Here is an 18815-nt window from a genome sequence, read left to right on the forward strand (position 1 = left end):
CAGCCACAGATATCAAACAGGTGTTTTAAATAGGTGTTGCAATTTACTGTGACGCAGGACACACTTTGAGTAATCGGTCACCAAATCGGACGTGACCCCCCGCGGTAAAAAGGAAACCAAGCATGATTTATCAAAGCAGCACCATTAAGGTCAGCTGGCTGGAGCCCGGTATCGCCAACCTCTGTTTCGACGCTGAGGGTTCAGTGAACAAGTTCGACCGAACCACACTGAACGATTTCGATCAGGCCCTCACCGCACTGCAGCAGGAATCTGGCCTAAAGGGGCTGGTGGTCAGCAGCGGCAAGGATGTCTTTATCGTCGGCGCCGACATCACCGAATTCCTCGGCCTGTTTGCCGAGCCGGAAGAGGTTCTCGGCAACTGGCTGGTGGAAGCCAACGCTATCTTCAACAAACTGGAAGATCTTCCGGTACCCACAGTGGCGGCGATCCGCGGCTTCGCCCTGGGCGGAGGCTGTGAAGCGACTCTGGCCTGTGATCTGAGAGTCGGTGACATCAGTGCCCGCATCGGGCTGCCAGAAACCAAGCTGGGGATCATCCCTGGTTTCGGCGGCACCGTGCGTCTGCCCCGGCTGATCGGTGCCGACAACGCCATGGAGTGGATCACCACCGGCCAGGAAAACCGTGCCGACGCCGCCCTGAAGGTGGGCGTGCTGGATGCGGTGACCTCACCCGAGAAACTGATGGAATCCGCCGTCAAGATGGTGCGGCAATCCATCGACGGCCACATCGACTGGCAGGCACGCCGTCAGCGCAAGCAATCCCCGCTGAACCTGTCCAAGGTCGAGGCGGCGATGTCCTTCACCACCGCCAAGGGGATGGTGGCCATGAAGGCCGGGCCTCACTACCCTGCCCCTCATGCCGTCGTCAAGCTGCTGGAGCAGGTGGCGGGATGTGGCCGAGCCGAAGCCCTACAGGGCGAAGCAGCTGCCTTCATCAAGCTGGCCAAGAGCGACGTCGCCCAGGCGCTGGTGGGTATCTTCCTTAACGACCAGTATGTGAAGGGCAAGGCCAAGAGGGCAGGCAAACAGGCTCGCCCGGTCAACGGTGTCGCCGTTCTGGGGGCCGGCATCATGGGTGGCGGCATCGCCTACCAGTCTGCCCGCAAAGGAGTGCCCGCGGTGATGAAGGACATTGCCCAGCCCGCCCTGGAACTGGGTCTCAATGAAGCCTCCAAGCTGCTGGCCAAACAGGTGGAGCGCGGACGCATGAAGCCCGCCCAGATGGCCGGGGTCCTCAACAACATCGTCCCCAGCCTGGACTACTCCGCCATCAAGCACGCCGACGTCGTCGTTGAAGCGGTTGTGGAGAACCCCAAAGTGAAGGGGATCGTACTGGCGGAGGCGGAGGAGATTCTGCGTGATGATGCGGTGCTGACCTCCAACACCTCCACCATCTCCATCAATGCCCTGGCCAAGAACCTGAAACGCCCTGAGAACTTCTGCGGCATGCACTTCTTCAATCCGGTGCATCGCATGCCCCTGGTGGAGATCATCCGTGGCGAGCACAGCAGCGAAGAGACCGTCTCCACTGTGGTGGCCTACGCCGCCAAGATGGGCAAGACCCCCATCGTCGTAAACGACTGCCCCGGATTCTTCGTCAACCGGGTGCTGTTCCCCTACTTCTTCGGCTTCAACCTGCTGCTGCGCGACGGCGCCGATTTCCAGCAGGTGGACAAGGTGATGAGCAAGCAGTTTGGCTGGCCCATGGGCCCCGCCTACCTGTTGGATGTCGTCGGCATCGATACCGCCCACCATGCGGTGGCGGTGATGGCCGAAGGCTTCCCCACCCGCATGAGCAAGAGCTTTCGAGATGCCGTGGACATCATGTTCGAGGCGGAGCGCTTCGGTCAGAAGAACGGCAAGGGCTTCTATCAGTACGCCCCTGACCGTAAGGGCAAGCCCAAGAAGAGCGTGGACGAGTTCACCATCGCCGCCCTCAAGGAGGCCTATGGCGACACCAGGGCGTTCGAGGCGGAGGAGATCATCGCCCGCACCATGATCCCGATGATCAATGAAACTGTGCGCTGCCTCGAAGAGGGCATTGTGGCCACCCCGTCAGAAGCGGACATGGCCCTGGTCTACGGCATCGGTTTCCCTCCCTTCCACGGTGGCGTCTTCCGTTACCTGGATACCCTGGGGCTGGACAAGTTCGTGGCCATGGCCGATCGCTTTGCTCACCTGGGCGAGATGTACCAGGTTACCGACAAACTGCGCGAAATGGCCGCCGCCGGCGACCGTTTCTACCCCGCTAAATAAGGAGATTGGCAATGAAACATGCGGTAGTCGTCGATTGCATCCGCACCCCCATGGGACGATCCAAGGGTGGGGTGTTCCGCAACGTTCGTGCTGAGACCCTGTCAGCGGAACTGATGAAACAGCTGCTCAAGCGCAACCCCAAGGTGGATCCCAACGAGATTGAGGATGTGATCTGGGGCTGTGTGCAGCAGACTCTGGAGCAGGGGTTCAACATTGGCCGCAATGCCGCCCTGCTGGCGGGTCTGCCCAAGAGCGTTGGCGCTGTCACCGTCAACCGCCTGTGTGGCTCCTCCATGCAGGCGATTCACGATGCAGCCCGGGCCATCATGCTGGACCAGGGTGACATCTTCATCGTCGGCGGTGTCGAGCATATGGGCCATGTGCCCATGAATCACGGCGTGGACTTCCACCCCGGCCTGGCCAACAACGTGGCAAAGGCTGCGGGAATGATGGGCCTGACCGCCGAGATGCTGGGTAAGATGCATGGCATCAGCCGCCAGGCTCAGGATGAGTTCGGTGCCCGCTCCCACCAGTTAGCCCATCAGGCCACCCTGGAGGGGCGCTTCGCCAAGGAGATCGTCGCCATCGAGGGACACGATGGGGACGGCACCCTGATCCGGGTGACTCAGGATGAGGTGATTCGCCCGGAAACCACCGCCGAAAGCCTGTCCGCCCTGCGTCCCGTGTTTGACCCGGTCAATGGTACCGTCACCGCAGGCACCTCCTCCGCCCTGTCCGATGGCGCGTCCGCCATGCTGCTGATGAGCGAGGAGAGGGCCAAGGCCCTGGGCCTGCCCATTCGCGCCCGCATCCGCTCCATGGCCATCGCCGGCTGCGATCCCTCCATCATGGGCTATGGCCCGGTGCCCGCCACTCAGAAGGCGCTCAAACGCGGCGGCCTGACCATGGCGGACATACAGCAGGTTGAGCTCAATGAAGCTTTTGCCGCCCAGTCCCTGCCCTGTGCCAAGGACCTGGGGCTGATGGATAAGATGGATGAGATGGTCAACCTCAACGGTGGCGCCATCGCCCTGGGGCACCCTCTGGGCTGCTCTGGTGCGCGCATCTCCACTACCCTAATCAACCTGATGGAGCACCGCGACGTCCAGCTGGGCCTGGCCACCATGTGCATCGGACTGGGCCAGGGGATCGCCACCATCTTCGAGCGGGTCTAAAGAACCCGTCCTACCTCAGGGGAAGCATCCGCTTCCCCTTTTTTGTGATCCCTCTGCACAAATTATGTTCAGCTGGCCGCCATCTCTTGCGTCATCACACCAGCGGCGTATCATTACCGCCCTGTTTATTGAATCTGGTAGACCCCATGTCCGACACCTTTGCCGACGCCAAACACACCCTGGATGCCATCGGGCTGCGCTGCCCGGAACCAGTAATGATGGTGCGTAAGACGGTCCGCAACATGGCCCAGGGCGAAACCCTGCTGATCACCGCCGATGATCCCTCCACCACCCGGGACATCCCCAGTTTCTGTCGCTTTATGGACCACACCCTGGTGGCCTGCCAGACCGACCAGGCGCCCTATCAGTACCTGATCCGCAAAGGCGGTTAGGGGGAAACACACTCCCTTGCAAAAAAGCCGTTTATCACGGCTTTTTTTGTGCCTGCTCAACAAAACCACCAACCACACTCCAGTATTGAGCACCATAAATGGCAGATCTGGGGCACACCAGAGAATCCCCCTGAACCGCCAACGACTCCTTGGTATTCACCACCCCGGCCATTCAGTAGACTCGGTCTCCAGCGAATAAAGACAAAGACAGGGAACCCTATGTCAGCTCTCAAACCCCTCTATGCCGCCCTGCTGGCGGTCGGACTGGCCTGCACCGGAGCAACCCTGGCCGAAGACTCCCCCGGCTGGAACGTCAATCAGCCCCAAGGGCCTCTGCAGACGATCAGCATCGATGTCACCCAGGGTACCTGGATGAACCTGGACATCAGTCCGGACGGTAAGATCCTGGTGTTCGACCTGCTTGGGGACATCTACGCCATGCCGATAGCCGGAGGGGAAGCTACCCCGCTGATAAAGGGGATCGCCTGGCACATGCAGCCCAGATTCAGCCCCGACGGCAACTACATCGCCTTTACCTCGGATCAGGATGGCGGCGATAATCTGTGGCTCATGAAGGCGGACGGCAGCGACCCACGACCGGTCACCGAGGAGTCGTTCCGGCTGCTCAACAGCCCCGCCTGGAGCCCCGACAGCCAGTACCTGGTGGGACGCAAGCACTTCACCGCCGCCCGCAGTCTTGGCGCCGGCGAGGTGTGGATGTACCACATCCAGGGCGGTGAGGGGATCCCCCTGACCGACCGTCCCAATGACCAGAAGGATCTCGGCGAGCCGGCGTTCTCCCCGGACGGGCGTTATATCTACTTTTCCCAGGACGCCACCCCGGGCAAGACCTTCCACTACTCCAAGGACTCGGTGCAGGGGATCTACAAGATCAAGCGCTACGACCGCCACAGCGGCGAAATCGAAGTGCTGCTCAGCGGCACCGGCGGCGCCATCCGCCCCACCCCAAGTCCAGATGGCAAGACTTTAGCCTACATCAGCCGAGACGGTTTCCAGTCCAGCCTCTTTCTCTATGACCTGGCCTCAGGAGAAAAACGCAAGGTGTACGACCGGCTGGACCGGGACATGCAGGAAACCTGGGCCATTCACGGCGTCTATCCCACCCTGTCCTGGACCCCGGACAGTGGCAGCCTGCTGTTCTGGGCCAGCGGCAAGATCCACAGGCTGGACATCGACACTGGTGACAGCCAGGTGATCCCCTTCCACGTCAATACCACTAAACAGGTGCAGCCTGCGGTGCGCTTTGCCCAGCAGCTCGATCCAGAGCAATTCCAAGTGAAGATGCTACGCCAGGTGCAGGTCTCTCCCGATGGCAGCCGAGTGGTGTTTGAAGCCCTGGGTAAACTGTGGCAACGCAGCCTGCCAAACGGCAAACCCAAGCGCCTGACCCGTCAGCAAGACGCCTTCGAGCTGTTCCCCCGTTTCTCCCGCGATGGCAAGTCTCTGGTGTTCGTCACCTGGCAGGATGACAAACAGGGCGCCATCAAGGTGATGAATCTGCGCCGGGGTAAGATCACCACCCTGAGCGAGGAACCGGGCAAGTACGTGGAACCCGCCTTCAGCCCGGATGGCAACAGCGTGGTGTTCCGTAAAGCGACCGGCGGTTACATCACCTCCCCCACCTGGGACAGAGACCCCGGCATCTACACCATCCCGGTCAAAGGCGGCGTCCCCCGACTGGTCAGCGACAGCGGCAGCATGCCTCACTTCGGCGCCAATTCAGACAGGCTGTTTCTCACCGACCTGGCAGAGGGCAAACCCGCCCTGGTCTCCATCAACCTCCATGGGTTCGACAAGCGGGTGCACTTTACTTCCGACCACGCCACCGAGTTCCACGTCTCTCCTGATGGTCAGCGCTTGGCCTTCGCCGAGCGGTTCAAGGTGTTTGTCACCCCCTTCGGCCAGCATGGTGAAACCCTGCACATCGGCCCGGATGGCGGCGGGCTGCCGGTAAAGCAGCTTTATCAGCGAGCCGGCGAGAACATCAACTGGAGCGGCGACAGTCAGTCTATCTACTGGTCCCTGGGGCCAGAGTTGTACCAGGTGGGCATCTCCGAGCTCTTTACTCCAGGTTTCGAGGGTGACACTCAGGCTCAGATGACCGAGATCGGCTTTAGCTCGGACACCTATGTTCCACGTGGAACCTTGGCCTTCACCGGCGGCCGCATCATCACCATGGACGGGGATAAGGTCATCGAAGATGGTGTGGTGGTGGTGAAAGACAACACCATCGTCGCCGTAGGCCAGCGCAGCGACGTTCCAGTTCCCGAGGATGCCCAGGTGATCGACATCCAGGGTAAGACCCTGATGCCCGGCCTCTTCGATGCCCACGCCCACGGAGGCCAGGGCAACAATGAGATCATCCCCAGGCAGAACCGCATCAACTACGCCAGCCTGGCCCTGGGGGTCACCAGCATCCACGACCCCTCCAACGACACCACCGAGGTGTTCTCCGCCAGCGAACTGCAGAAGGCGGGCGAAGTCACCGGCCCCCGCATCTTCTCCACCGGCACCATCCTCTATGGCGCCGACATCCCGGGCTACACCTCCCATGTGGACAGCCTGGAGGACGCCAAATTTCACCTGGAGCGGCTGAAGAAGGTGGGCGCCTTCTCGGTGAAAAGTTACAACCAACCGCGTCGGAACCAGCGCCAGCAGATCATCGCCGCCGCCCGCGAGCTGGAGATGATGGTGGTTCCCGAAGGGGGCAGCCTGCTGCAGCATAACCTGTCGATGATCGCCGATGGCCACACCGGCGTGGAACACGCCATACCCGTGGCTGCGGTCTATGACGACATCAAGCAGTTCTGGAGCCAGACCGAAGTCGGTTACACCCCCACCCTGGTGGTTGCCTATGGCGGCATCTGGGGTGAAAACTACTGGTATGACAAGACCGAAGTGTGGAAGCACCCCCGCCTGGCCAGGTACGTCCCCCAGGAGATTCTCCACCCCAGATCCATGCGCCGCACCACGGCGCCGGATGAGCATTACAACCACTTCAATGTAGCCCGAGTAGCCAATGAGCTTGGCCTGCTGGGTGTTCATGCCAATATCGGTGCCCACGGCCAGCGCGAAAGCCTCGGGGCCCATTGGGAGATCTGGATGTTCGCCCAGGGAGGAATGAGCAACCTGGAGGCCCTCAAGACCGCCACCATCAACCCGGCGATGCACTTCGGCATGGACCATCAGCTGGGCAGTATTGAGCCCGGAAAGCTGGCGGACCTGATCGTTATCGACGGCAACCCACTGGAGAACATCCGCCACAGCGACAGGGTGACCCACACCATGGTGGGCGGCCGACTCTATGACGCCGAATCGATGAATGAGCTCAATGGGCGCAAGCGGGAAAGAGCCCCCTTCTACTTTGAAAAGTAGAGACTCAGACTAAGACGAGAGGGCTCATCTGAGCCCTCTCTTTTTGGCTATCTTGCCAACGTCAGGCAGTCCTCATAGGAGGGACAGGTCACCAGATGGTCATTGACCATTCCCACCGCCTGCATAAAGGCGTAGCAGATGGTGGTTCCTACGAAAGAGAACCCCGCTTTTTTAAGTGCCTTGCTCATGGCGTCCGATTCCGGACTGGAAGTGGGGTAAGGCTGACCCGGCTCCAAGGCATTCACCAGAGTCTTATGGCCGGTAAAGGACCAGAGAAACTCTGAAAAGTCGATGCCCTGCTCCTGCATTGTCAGGTAGGCCCGGGCGTTCTTGATGATGGAGTTCACCTTGAGTCGGTTGCGGACGATGCCCGGGTCCAACAACAACTCCTCGACCCTCTCCTCATCGAACAGGGCGATGCGCGCCGGCTCGAACTGCTCAAACACCTCGTAATAGCGCGGCGTCTTGCGCAAGATAATCAGCCAGGAGAGTCCCGCCTGTTGACCATCCAGGCACAATTTGGCAAAGAGTTCCCGACCATCGGTGACCGGCCTGCCCCACTGAGTGTCGTGATACTCGACATATTGGGGGTCCTCTCCACACCAGGAGCAACGTTGCTTATCCATCGATTCCCTATTCCTTACTCAAGACGACAAAATTTAGCCTACATACCCGGCCCCTAGGAAGGTATACTATTGCCCATTTCGCGCAAGTTTCACGCCATTTAGACGTATCCAGGTGATACCCCATGCAAAAGTTTGACGTCAAGACCTTCCAGGGTCTGATCCTGCAGTTGCAGGACTTCTGGGCTCGCCAGGGTTGCACCATAGTGCAGCCGCTGGACATCGAAGTGGGTGCGGGTACTTCCCACCCCATGACCTGCCTGCGTGCCATTGGCCCCGAGCCAATAGCCACCGCTTATGTGCAGCCTTCCCGCCGTCCCACCGACGGTCGTTACGGCGAGAACCCAAACCGCCTTCAGCACTTCTACCAGTTCCAGGTGATCATCAAGCCCTCTCCGGCGGAGATTCAGGAGCTGTACCTGGAGTCCCTGAGGGAGCTGGGTCTGGACACCGAAGTGCACGACATCCGCTTCGTTGAAGACAACTGGGAGAACCCCACCTTGGGTGCCTGGGGTCTGGGCTGGGAAGTGTGGCTGAACGGCATGGAGATCACCCAGTTCACCTACTTCCAGCAGGTAGGCGGCCTGGACTGTCGTCCCGTCACCGGCGAGATCACCTACGGCCTGGAGCGTCTGGCCATGTACCTGCAGGGCGTAGACAACGTCTATGACCTGATGTGGTCCGATGGCCCTCTGGGCAAGACCAGCTACGGCGACGTGTTCCATCAGAACGAGGTGGAGCAGTCCACCTACAACTTCGAACACGCCGACGTCGATTTCCTGTTCACCTTCTTCGACCAGTGCGAGAAGGAAGCCAAGCACCTGCTGGAGCTGGCGACCCCCCTGCCCCTGGCTGCCTATGAGCGCATCCTCAAGGCGGGTCACGCGTTCAACCTGCTGGACGCCCGCAAGGCGATCTCCGTGACCGAACGTCAGCGCTACATCCTGCGTATCCGCACCCTGACCAAGTCCGTCGCCGAAGCCTACTACGCCTCCCGTGAGGCCCTTGGCTTCCCCATGTGCCAAAAGGAGCAGTAAGAGACAATGGCTACTGAAACATTTCTGGTAGAGCTGGGCACCGAAGAGCTGCCACCAAAGGCACTGCGACAGCTGGGCGAAGCGTTTCGCGACAACCTGGTGGAGCTGCTGGCCAAGGCGGAACTGCCCCATGGTCAGGTTGAGTGGTTCGCCTCCCCTCGTCGGCTGGCGGTGAAGATCGCTGAGATGACTCTTTCCCAGGCGGACAAGGTGGTTGAGAAGCGCGGTCCCGCGGTGAAGGCCGCTTTCGACGCCGATGGCAACCCCACCAAGGCCGCAGAAGGCTGGGCCCGAAGCAACGGCATCACCGTTGCCGAGGCCGACCGCATGGTCACCGACAAGGGTGAGTGGCTGCTGCACAAGGCCGAGGCTAAGGGCCAGGGCGCCGACGCCCTGCTGCCACAGCTGGTCAAGGAAGCCCTTTCCAAGCTGCCCATCCCCAAGGCGATGCGCTGGGGCAGCTCCGAGACTCAGTTTATCCGCCCTGTGCACACCCTGACTCTGCTGCTGGGTAACACCTCCCTGGACGCCGAAATCCTGGATGTGAAGAGTGGCCTGACCCTTCAGGGTCACCGTTTCATGGGCCAGCAAACCCTGACCATTGCCGACGCGGAGCAGTACCCTGCTCTGCTCGAGGAGCAGGGTAAGGTGATTGCCGACTACGAGGCGCGTAAAGCCAAGATCAAGGCCGACCTGACCGCCGCCGCGGCTGAGATTGGCGGTAACCCGGACATGGATGATGAACTGCTGGAGGAGGTTACCTCTCTGGTAGAGTGGCCGGTGGTGATGATGGCCTCCTTCGAAGAGAAGTTCCTCAATGTGCCTGCCGAAGCCCTGGTGTACACCATGAAGGGGGATCAGAAGTACTTCCCCCTCTACGATAACGACGGCAAGCTGATGCCCCGTTTCCTGTTCGTCGCCAACGTGGATTCCAAGGATCCCCGCCAGGTGATTGAGGGCAACGAGAAGGTGGTCCGCCCCCGCCTGGCCGACGCCGAGTTCTTCTTCGAAACCGACAAGAAGCAGCAACTGGTCGATCAGCTGCCCCGCTTGCAGAATGTGCTGTTCCAAAAGCAGTTGGGAACCCTGCGCGACAAGACCGACCGCATCCTGGCCCTGTCCGAGTACATCGCCGGCCAGATCGGCGCCAACACCGAGCATGCCGCCCGCGCTGGCCTGCTGTGTAAGTGCGACCTGATGACCTCCATGGTGTTCGAGTTCACCGACACCCAGGGGATCATGGGGATGCACTACGCCCGCCACGACGGCGAAGCGGAGGAGGTGGCAGTAGCCCTGAACGAGCAGTACATGCCCCGCTACAGCGGCGACGACCTGCCCGCCTCCGGCGTGGCCCAGGCCCTGGCCCTGGCCGACAAGATGGACACCCTGGTGGGCATCTTCGGCATCGGCCAGGCCCCCAAAGGCGCCGCCGACCCCTTCGCCCTGCGCCGCGCCGCCATCGGCGCCCTGCGCATCATCGTGGAGAAGGCCCTGCCCCTGGATCTGGCCGACCTCATCGCCAAGGCCCAGGAGCTGTTCGCCGACAGGCTGACCAACGACAAGGTAGCCGACGACGTGCTGGAGTTCATGCTGGGCCGTTTCCGCGCCTGGTATCAGGATGAGGGCTACCCCGTCGACGTGATTCAGGCAGTGCTGGCCCTGCGCCCCAGCCGTCCACTTGAGTTTGACCGCCGGGTGAAGGCGGTTCAGGCTTTCCGTCAGCTGGATGCTGCCCAGGCCCTGGCCGCCGCCAACAAGCGCGTCGGCAACATCCTGGCCAAGTCCGATGTCGCCATCGCCGACCACATCAACGAGGCCCTGATGCAGGAAGCCGCTGAGCGGGCCCTGGCGGCCGCCATCGCCACAACCAAGGGCAAGGTGGAACCACTGTTTGCCCAGGGCAACTACGGCGATGCCCTGGCGATTCTGGCCGGTCTGCGTGACACCATCGACAACTTCTTCGAGGAGGTGATGGTGAACGCCGAAGATCCCGCCTTGAAGGCCAATCGTCTGGCCATGCTGAAACAGCTGCGCGGCCTGTTCATGCAGGCTGCCGACATCTCCCTGCTGCAGCAGTAAGACGCGGTTTCAGTTGACTAAAGGGGTGCCGAGTGGGCGCCCCTTTTTTAATTGTTCCAGATCAGGAACGCTGTGTTCTATCGAATGTTGTTGTTTTTGGCGCAACTCGACATAGAATGTCGAAAACCGGTGCGTACGACCAATTTCATGGGTCAGTGTATCGGTGCTTTCCTCAAAAGATCCCACCGATTCCTCCCCCCAATTTCGTAGTATTCGGGAATCGATCATGCATATTGAAGCTGACATCAAACTGGGTTTTAAAGACGTCCTGTTCCGCCCCAAGCGCTCAACTCTGGCCAGCCGTTCCCAGGTCAACATTGAACGTACCTTTATCTTCAAACACGCCCCTCAGCCCTGGACAGGCGTCCCGATCATCGCCGCCAACATGGATACTGTGGGTACCTTCGAGATGGCCGAAGCCCTGGCCCACCATAAGATGCTCTGTGCCATTCACAAGCACTACAGCGAAGAGGAGTGGCAGCAGTGGCTGGCGGACAAGGACACCAGCTTATATGAGCACATCATGGTCTCTACCGGCGTCTCCGACAACGACTTCGGTAAACTGCAACGACTGCTGTGTCAGCACCCCGGCCTGCGCTTTGTCTGTATCGACGTGGCCAATGGCTATCAGCAGAGCTTCGTCGACTTCGTCCGCAAGGTGCGTCAGCACTACCCTGACAAGGTAATCGTCGCCGGTAACGTGGTCACCGGCGAGATGGTGGAGGAGCTGCTGATCAGCGGTGCCGACATCGTCAAGGTCGGCATCGGCCCAGGCTCGGTCTGCACCACCAGGGTAAAGACCGGCGTCGGCTACCCTCAGCTCTCGGCAGTGATCGAGTGTGCCGATGCGGCTCATGGGCTGGGCGGGCAGATCATCAGCGACGGCGGCTGTACCTGTGCCGGTGACGTTTCCAAGGCCTTCGGCAGCGGCGCCGACTTTGTTATGATCGGTGGCATGTTTGCCGGGCACGATCAGAGTGGCGGAGAAGCGGTCGAGAGGGAGGGCAAGCAGTATCGCGCCTTCTACGGAATGAGTTCCACCACCGCCATGGGTAAGTACGCCGGCGGCGTCGCCAACTATCGCGCTTCAGAGGGGAAGACGGTGATGGTGCCCTACCGCGGAGATGTGGAAGCCACCATCCAGGACATCTTGGGAGGCGTGCGCTCCACCTGCACCTATGTGGGTGCCGCCAAGCTGAAGGAGCTGTCAAAACGTACCACCTTCATCCGGGTCCAGGAACAGGAGAACCGCGTCTTTACCTAATGTTCCACGTGGAACACTGATCATTATAAAGGGGGCACTCTCGTCCCCCTTTCCATATTTCTACCTCAGCCGACTCCCATGTTCCACGTGGAACACTCTTGGACCAGCCCGCTGTGTCACCAAACTACCCCCTAAAGTGACTCGTAGCCTTGGGCGACAGACAGTCACTCACACCCGGGCTTCAGGCCACAGCTCTCATGAAAAGACAATAAAAAAAGGCGCCATGAAGGCGCCCCTTTTCAACACTCTGTCGTCCCTGATTACACGTCCAGATTCGCCAGCAGTGCGTTTCGCTCGATAAAGTCACGACGCGGTTCCACCTGGTCCCCCATCAGGGTGGTGAACAGCTGGTCACAGGCGATGGCATCTTCGATGGTCACCTTCAGCATGCGGCGCGCCTCGGGATCCATGGTGGTCTCCCACAGCTGCTCCGGATTCATCTCTCCCAGCCCTTTGTAGCGCTGGATGTAGAGACCACGCTTGGACTCGGTCATCAACCAGGTCAGTGCCTCTTCGAAGCTGGCGACCGGGCGAATCCGCTCACCGCGGCGGACGAAGCCGCCCTCCTCGACCAGGTCGGCGATCTGGTCGCCCAGGGCAACGATCGCCTGGTAATCGGGAGACTGCAGGAAATCGTAGGTCAGCAAGTACTCGTGGTCGATACCATGCTGACGCAGGATCAGCTTCGGCTGCTGGACGTTACGCTCGGCATCGAACATCGTCTCGGCCCGGTAGTAGGAACCATCGCCGTTATGACTGTTGATCGCCTCGACCAGGGCATCGGCCCAGGCCTGCATCTCGGCCTCGGATCCCAGGTGGGCCTGACCAACGCCGCCGGCGTAGATCAGCGCCTTGAGCAACTCCTTGGGGAAACGACGGCTTTGGCGCTCGATCACCGCTTCCGCACCACGGAACTGGTTCACCAGTGTCTCCAGGGCGGTGTCGGCGATGCCGGGGGCATCGGGATTCACGTGCAGGGACGATCTCTCCAGGGCCAGGGTGGTCAGGTACTCGGTCAGGGCCGGCTCATCCTTGATATAGCGCTCCTGCTTGCCCTTCTTCACCTTGTACAGCGGGGGCTGGGCGATGTAGACGTAGCCGCGCTCAATCAGCTCAGGCATTTGACGGTAGAAGAAGGTCAGCAGCAGGGTACGGATGTGGGAGCCGTCCACATCAGCATCGGTCATGATGATGATGTTGTGGTAGCGGGTCTTCTCAGGATCGTAATCCTCACGGCCAATGCCGCAGCCCAGGGCGGTGATCAAGGTGGCCACCTCCTGGGAGGAGAGCATCTTGTCGAAGCGCGCCTTCTCCACGTTCAGGATCTTACCCTTGAGGGGCAGAATTGCCTGGGTTTTACGGTTTCGGCCCTGCTTGGCGGAACCGCCGGCCGAGTCACCCTCCACAATGTAGATTTCGGAGAGGGCAGGATCCTTCTCCTGGCAGTCAGCCAGCTTACCCGGCAGTCCGGCCAGGTCCATGGCCCCCTTGCGGCGAGTCATCTCGCGCGCCTTGCGGGCCGCCTCTCGGGCGCGGGCTGCATCGATGATCTTGTTGACCACCGCCTTGGCGTCGTTTGGGTTCTCCATCAGGTAGTCGCTGAGCTTCTCGCCCATGGTTTGTTCCACGGCGGACTTCACCTCGGAGGAGACCAGCTTATCCTTGGTCTGGGAGGAAAACTTGGGATCGGGCACCTTCACCGAGATCACCGCCGTCAGGCCCTCACGGGCATCATCACCGGTGGCGCTTGTCTTGTTTTTCTTGTTGAATCCCTCTTTCTCCATGTAGGTGTTGAGGGTACGGGTCAGGGCCGCACGGAACCCCGCCAGGTGGGTACCGCCATCCCGCTGGGGAATGTTGTTGGTAAAACAGTAGATGTTCTCCTGGAAACCGTCGTTCCACTGCATGGAGACCTCCACCGAGATGCCATCCTCGCGCTCGCTGATGAAGCTGAAAGCGGTAGGGTGGATCGGGGTCTTGTTCTGGTTCAAGTACTCGACGAATGCCTGAATGCCACCCTCATAGCAGAAGTGATCGCTCTTATCGTCGCGCTCATCCAGCAGCTTGATGGAGACGCCCGAGTTCAGGAAAGAGAGCTCACGCAGGCGCTTTGCCAAGATATCGTAGTGAAACTCGATGTTGGAGAAGGTCGCCGGACTTGGCCAGAAACGGATGGCCGTTCCGGTCTTGTCGGTTTCGCCGATGGCCGCCAGCGGCGCCTCCGGCTCACCCAGGCGGTAGATCTGCTGGTGCACCCGACCCTGGCGACGAACGGTCAGTTCGAGTTTGTCCGACAGGGCGTTCACCACAGACACCCCCACGCCGTGAAGACCACCGGACACCTTATAGGAGTTGTCGTCAAACTTACCACCGGCGTGCAGCACGGTCATGATCACCTCCGCCGCAGATACCCCCTCTTCGGGGTGAATATCTACGGGGATACCTCGACCATCATCCTGAACCGACACGGAGCCGTCCATGTGAATGGTCACGATGATGTCGTTGCAGTGGCCCGCAAGCGCTTCGTCGATGGAGTTGTCCACCACCTCGAACACCATGTGGTGCAGACCAGTGCCGTCATCCGTATCACCAATGTACATACCCGGACGCTTACGAACGGCGTCCAGACCCTTAAGGACCTTAATGCTCGAGGATCCGTAACTTTGCTCTGACATACGCTTGTCTCTGGTTAACTATCCTTTGCCGCAACCTCGCCATGTTCCACGTGGAACCTGCGCTGCCAATCTATCATGGCCAGTTGCTCGGGGTCGATGGCGGTCACGAAGACCTGACTTCCGGTCTGCTCCAGTTGCCGAAGCAACAGGGTGCGCTTTTCAGCGTCCAGCTCGGAGGCCAAATCATCAACTAAATAAATGCATTGCTTATTGTGCTGTTTACTGAGCAGCACCCCCTGGGCGATCTTAAGGGCACAAACCAGCAGCTTCAACTGGCCCCTGGACAGCACATCCTGAACCGGAATGTTGCTAACCCTCAACCTCAGATCCGCCTTGTGTGGACCGGAGACGGTGTATCCCAGCTGCTTATCACGCCGAAGCTGCTCAGTAAGTATTTGTTCTATGTCGTATTTAGCATCCCATCCCTGGCTGAACGATACACGAACAGGCACTTGGGGTAAAAACGTCCCTATTATACCCTCCAAGACACCATTTAACGAGTTTACCCACGCCCTTCTCATCTCCGTCAAGGATCGGCTGTATTGGGCTAACTGCTTATCCCAAATGGCAATCTGCCTGTCTTCGACCTGGTTCCTGAGCAACTGGTTCCGCTGCTTCAGCAGCCGCCGGCACCGGGCCCACACCAAGTGAAACTGGATGTCACTGTGAAAGACGCCCCAGTCGATGTACTCGCGCCTGGCCTTGGGGCCATCCAGCAGCAGGGCAAAGCTCTCTGGGGTGATCAGTTGCAGCGGCAGCAGCTTGGCCAGATCCGCCATCCTTTGCGGTCGCTCACCGTTGATACGAACATCGACCTCCCCCTGGCGGTTGCGCTGCATCCCCATCCGCTCATCGCCGATACGGGCAAACAGGGTGAAGGCCTCCTGCTGATACTGGATCACCCGCTGTGATTGCTGACTGCGAAAGGAGCGCCCCACCCCCAAAAACCAGATCGCCTCCAACACGCTGGTCTTGCCGCTGCCGTTGGCACCGTGGATAAGGTTGAGGCCGGCAGCCGGGCGCAGCTCGGCGGACTCAATATTGCGAAAATGGGAGAGCCTGAGTTGACTGAGGGCCATTACAACCGCATGGGCATGACAACGTAGAGGGCCTCATCATCCTCCACGTTCTCGAACAGGGCACTGGAGTTGGCGTCGCTCATGATCAGCTTGACCTGATCGCGCTTGAGGGCGTTGAGCACGTCAAGCACGTAGCTGACGTTAAACCCGATCTCCAGTTCGCCATGGGGGTACTGGACATCCAGCATCTCCACTGCCTCCTCCTGTTCAGGGTTGTTTGCGGTAATCTTCAGTTCGTTGTTGTCCAGGTTGAGACGGACACCACGAAACTTCTCATTGGAGAGGATGGCGGCCCGGGCAAAGGCACTGCGCAGCACCTCCCGGTCGGCGATCAACACCTTGTCCCCCCCCTTGGGCAGTACCCGACGATACTCGGGGAAGCGGCCGTCCACCAGCTTGGAGGTAAAGATGGCGTCTTCAGCGATGGCACGAATGTTACCGCTGCCGATGCACAGGGTGATATCGGCATCCTCTTCGTTAAACAAACGAACCAGCTCGATCACCCCTTTTCGCGGCACGATAACCTGCCTTTCCGGCAGGTTGGCGTCAATATTCCGATAACTCACCGCCAGTCGGTGGCCGTCGGTGGCCACGGTTCTCAGCACATTGCCTTCTGTTTCGAACAGCATGCCGTTGAGGTAGTAACGAACATCCTGGTTAGCCATGGAGAACTGGGTGGCTTCGATGAGCTGCTTCAGCACGCCCTGCTTCAGGGTGAACTGCTGCTCCTCCTGCCAATCCCCCATATCGGGGTAATCTTCGGCGGGCAGAGTGGTCAGATTAAAGCGGCTGCGGCCGGAACGAATCATCAGCCGGTTGTCCTGCTGCTCAATCTGGATCTCCACCAGATCGGGCAGGCTGCGGCAGATGTCGAGAAACTTTCTGGCCGGTACCGTGGTGCGACCAGAAACCACTTCCCCCTCAAGGGCGCACTGCCCCACCAACTCCACCTCCAGGTCGGTGCCGGTGAGTTTGAGTAAGTGATCACTTACTTCCATCAGCACATTGGACAGGATCGGCAGGTTATGACGGCGCTCGACGGCCCCGGAGACCAGCTGCAACGGCTTCAACAGGGCTTCGCGGTTAATGGAAAATTTCATCTCTGTCTCTCTGGATTAAGAGGAAAGTGTCCGGATGAGATTGGCGTAATCCTCTTTGATGTCGTGGCTCTCCTCCCGCAGCTGCTCAATTTTACGACAGGCATGCAGCACCGTGGTGTGGTCGCGACCGCCGAAGGCGTCGCCGATCTCTGGCAGGCTGTGGTTGGTCAACTCCTTGGCCAGGGCCATGGCCACCTGGCGAGGACGAGCCACGGAGCGGGAGCGGCGCTTGGAAAGAATGTCCGCCACCTTGATCTTGTAGTATTCGGCCACCGTCTTCTGAATATTGTCGATGGTCACCAGTTTTTCCTGCAGGGCCAGCAGGTCTCTCAGGGCCTCACGGACAAAATCGATGGTAATGGGGCGGCCGGTAAAGTTGGCGTTGGCGATCACCCGGTTCAGGGCACCTTCAAGCTCGCGAACGTTGGAGCGCAGCCGCTTGGCGATGAAGAACGCCACCTCGTCCGGCAGATGGATCTTGCTCTCCTGCGCCTTACGCATCAGGATCGCCACCCGGGTTTCCAGCTCCGGTGGCTCGATGGCCACGGTAAGCCCCCAGCCGAAGCGGGACTTCAACCTGTCCTCCACCCCGTCGATCTCCTTTGGATAGCGGTCCGAGGTCAGGATGATCTGATGGTTGCCCTCCAGCAGGGCATTAAAGGTGTGGAAGAACTCCTCCTGGGAGCGGTCCTTGTTGGCAAAGAACTGGATATCATCGATCAGCAGGGCGTCGACGCTGCGGTAGTAGCGCTTGAACTCGGCGATGGCGTTGTTCTGCAGGGCCCGCACCATATCCTGAACAAAACGCTCCGAGTGCATATAGATCACCTTGGCGTTCGGATTGTTTTTCAGGATGCCGTTGCCCACGGCGTGCAGCAGGTGGGTTTTACCCAGGCCGGTACCGCCATACAGGAACAGCGGGTTGTAGGCACCCCCAGGATTATCGGACACCTGAGTGGCGGCCGCCCGGGCCAACTGGTTCGACTTACCCTCAACGAAGTTATCGAACTGATAGGTGCGATTGATGTTGCTGCGGCTGGCGCCGGCCACCGGGTTGACCTGGGGGGGTTCGGCATGACCAACCGCCGGCACAGGTACCGGCGAAGCCGGTTGGGCCGGTTTGGGCGCACTGGTCCTGGCCGCCGAGGGACGACTGCCAATATCGAACTTGAGAGTGGGAGCCTGATCACCCATGACGCCCTGGAAATAGCTGTTGATCTGATTCAGGTATTTGTCCCGAACCCAATCCAGAACGAAACGATTGGGGGCATAGAGAGTCAATGTCTGATCGTCAAACTCAGCCTGAAGAGGACGAATCCACATGCTGAATTGCTGAGCCGGCAGCTCCTCCTGAAGGGTTGCGACGCATTGCTGCCATACAGACAAAGTCACCGTTATTACTCCGAAAAATTGATCACCCAAGGGCGTCAATTCTACCCTTCCTCAAGGGTGATCGCCAGCCATTTACCTAAGTTATCCCCAATTTTGATCCTTGATCTTTTGCCCCAGGATCCCCCCGAAAGGATCCCGGGGATCCCGGCTGAAGCGCCTGAAGATCAAGGAGTGGAAAGGGATCGCAAAAAACACTATACTCCGCCTCCGCAGGATCCGATCGCGATCATGCTGTCTATATCTTGGGGTAAAAACACAGTTTTATCCACAAGACATGGGGGTGGGAATATTTATTGAAAAATCCCCATCTCCAGATTGACTAAGTAG

General features: G+C 59.7%; 12 protein-coding genes. 7 read left to right on the top strand and 5 right to left on the bottom strand.

What is annotated here, in order from left to right; genetic code table 11:
* Positions 1-122 precede the first annotated feature (122 nt).
* From fadB to FCL40_RS16575, 4 genes are all read left to right on the top strand, one after another.
* Positions 123-2276, top strand: coding sequence for a fatty acid oxidation complex subunit alpha FadB (gene fadB / locus FCL40_RS16560; RefSeq protein ID WP_136854415.1), 2154 nt, complete (start codon positions 123-125; stop codon positions 2274-2276).
* An 11-nt stretch (positions 2277-2287) separates the two neighbouring features.
* Positions 2288-3451, top strand: a complete 1164-nt coding sequence (gene fadA, locus FCL40_RS16565; RefSeq protein WP_136854416.1) for an acetyl-CoA C-acyltransferase FadA — start codon at positions 2288-2290, stop codon at positions 3449-3451.
* A 146-nt stretch (positions 3452-3597) separates the two neighbouring features.
* On the top strand, positions 3598-3843 hold the full coding sequence (gene tusA / locus FCL40_RS16570) for a sulfurtransferase TusA (RefSeq protein WP_136854417.1): 246 nt from the start codon (positions 3598-3600) through the stop codon (positions 3841-3843).
* Between the two features lie 219 nt (positions 3844-4062).
* Positions 4063-7239 (top strand): amidohydrolase family protein, encoded by a 3177-nt coding sequence (locus FCL40_RS16575; RefSeq protein WP_136854418.1) that lies wholly within the window; start codon positions 4063-4065, stop codon positions 7237-7239.
* A 47-nt stretch (positions 7240-7286) separates the two neighbouring features.
* Here the strand turns inward: FCL40_RS16575 and FCL40_RS16580 are convergent, their stop codons facing one another.
* Positions 7287-7865 carry a DNA-3-methyladenine glycosylase I gene (locus FCL40_RS16580; RefSeq protein ID WP_136854419.1) on the bottom strand — a complete coding sequence of 193 codons (579 nt, stop codon included), beginning with the start codon at positions 7863-7865 and terminating at the stop codon, positions 7287-7289.
* 122 nt (positions 7866-7987) lie between these two features.
* Between FCL40_RS16580 and glyQ the strand changes: the two genes are divergently transcribed.
* The 3 genes from glyQ (at position 7988) to FCL40_RS16595 (ending at position 12242) form a co-directional block, all read left to right on the top strand.
* On the top strand, positions 7988-8899 hold the full coding sequence (glyQ, locus tag FCL40_RS16585) for a glycine--tRNA ligase subunit alpha (protein ID WP_136854420.1): 912 nt from the start codon (positions 7988-7990) through the stop codon (positions 8897-8899).
* 6 nt (positions 8900-8905) lie between these two features.
* Positions 8906-10978, top strand: coding sequence for a glycine--tRNA ligase subunit beta (gene glyS / locus FCL40_RS16590; RefSeq protein ID WP_136854421.1), 2073 nt, complete (start codon positions 8906-8908; stop codon positions 10976-10978).
* A gap of 226 nt (positions 10979-11204) precedes the next feature.
* Positions 11205-12242: a GMP reductase gene (locus FCL40_RS16595; RefSeq protein WP_136854422.1), complete on the top strand. Its 1038-nt coding sequence runs from the start codon at positions 11205-11207 to the stop codon at positions 12240-12242.
* Between the two features lie 260 nt (positions 12243-12502).
* Here FCL40_RS16595 and gyrB read toward each other — a convergent pair whose 3' ends face one another.
* The 4 genes from gyrB to dnaA are packed head-to-tail and all read right to left on the bottom strand — an operon-like array spanning position 12503 to position 18488.
* The gene (gyrB, locus tag FCL40_RS16600) at positions 12503-14917 is read right to left on the bottom strand and encodes a DNA topoisomerase (ATP-hydrolyzing) subunit B (RefSeq protein ID WP_136854423.1); all 2415 of its coding nucleotides are present in this window, start codon (positions 14915-14917) and stop codon (positions 12503-12505) included.
* A 14-nt stretch (positions 14918-14931) separates the two neighbouring features.
* Complete coding sequence (gene recF / locus FCL40_RS16605; RefSeq protein WP_136854424.1) at positions 14932-15996, bottom strand: DNA replication/repair protein RecF; 1065 nt, start codon at positions 15994-15996, stop codon at positions 14932-14934.
* Positions 15996-17096, bottom strand: a complete 1101-nt coding sequence (dnaN, locus tag FCL40_RS16610; protein ID WP_136854425.1) for a DNA polymerase III subunit beta — start codon at positions 17094-17096, stop codon at positions 15996-15998. The genes recF and dnaN overlap by 1 nt, the downstream gene beginning before the upstream one ends.
* 15 nt (positions 17097-17111) lie before the next feature.
* Entirely contained in the window at positions 17112-18488 is a 1377-nt protein-coding gene (dnaA, locus tag FCL40_RS16615) for a chromosomal replication initiator protein DnaA (protein ID WP_136854426.1), read from the bottom strand.
* Between the last annotated feature and the right edge of the window lie 327 nt (positions 18489-18815).

The organism is Ferrimonas sediminicola, assembly GCF_005116715.1.
GTDB lineage: Bacteria > Pseudomonadota > Gammaproteobacteria > Enterobacterales > Shewanellaceae > Ferrimonas > Ferrimonas sediminicola.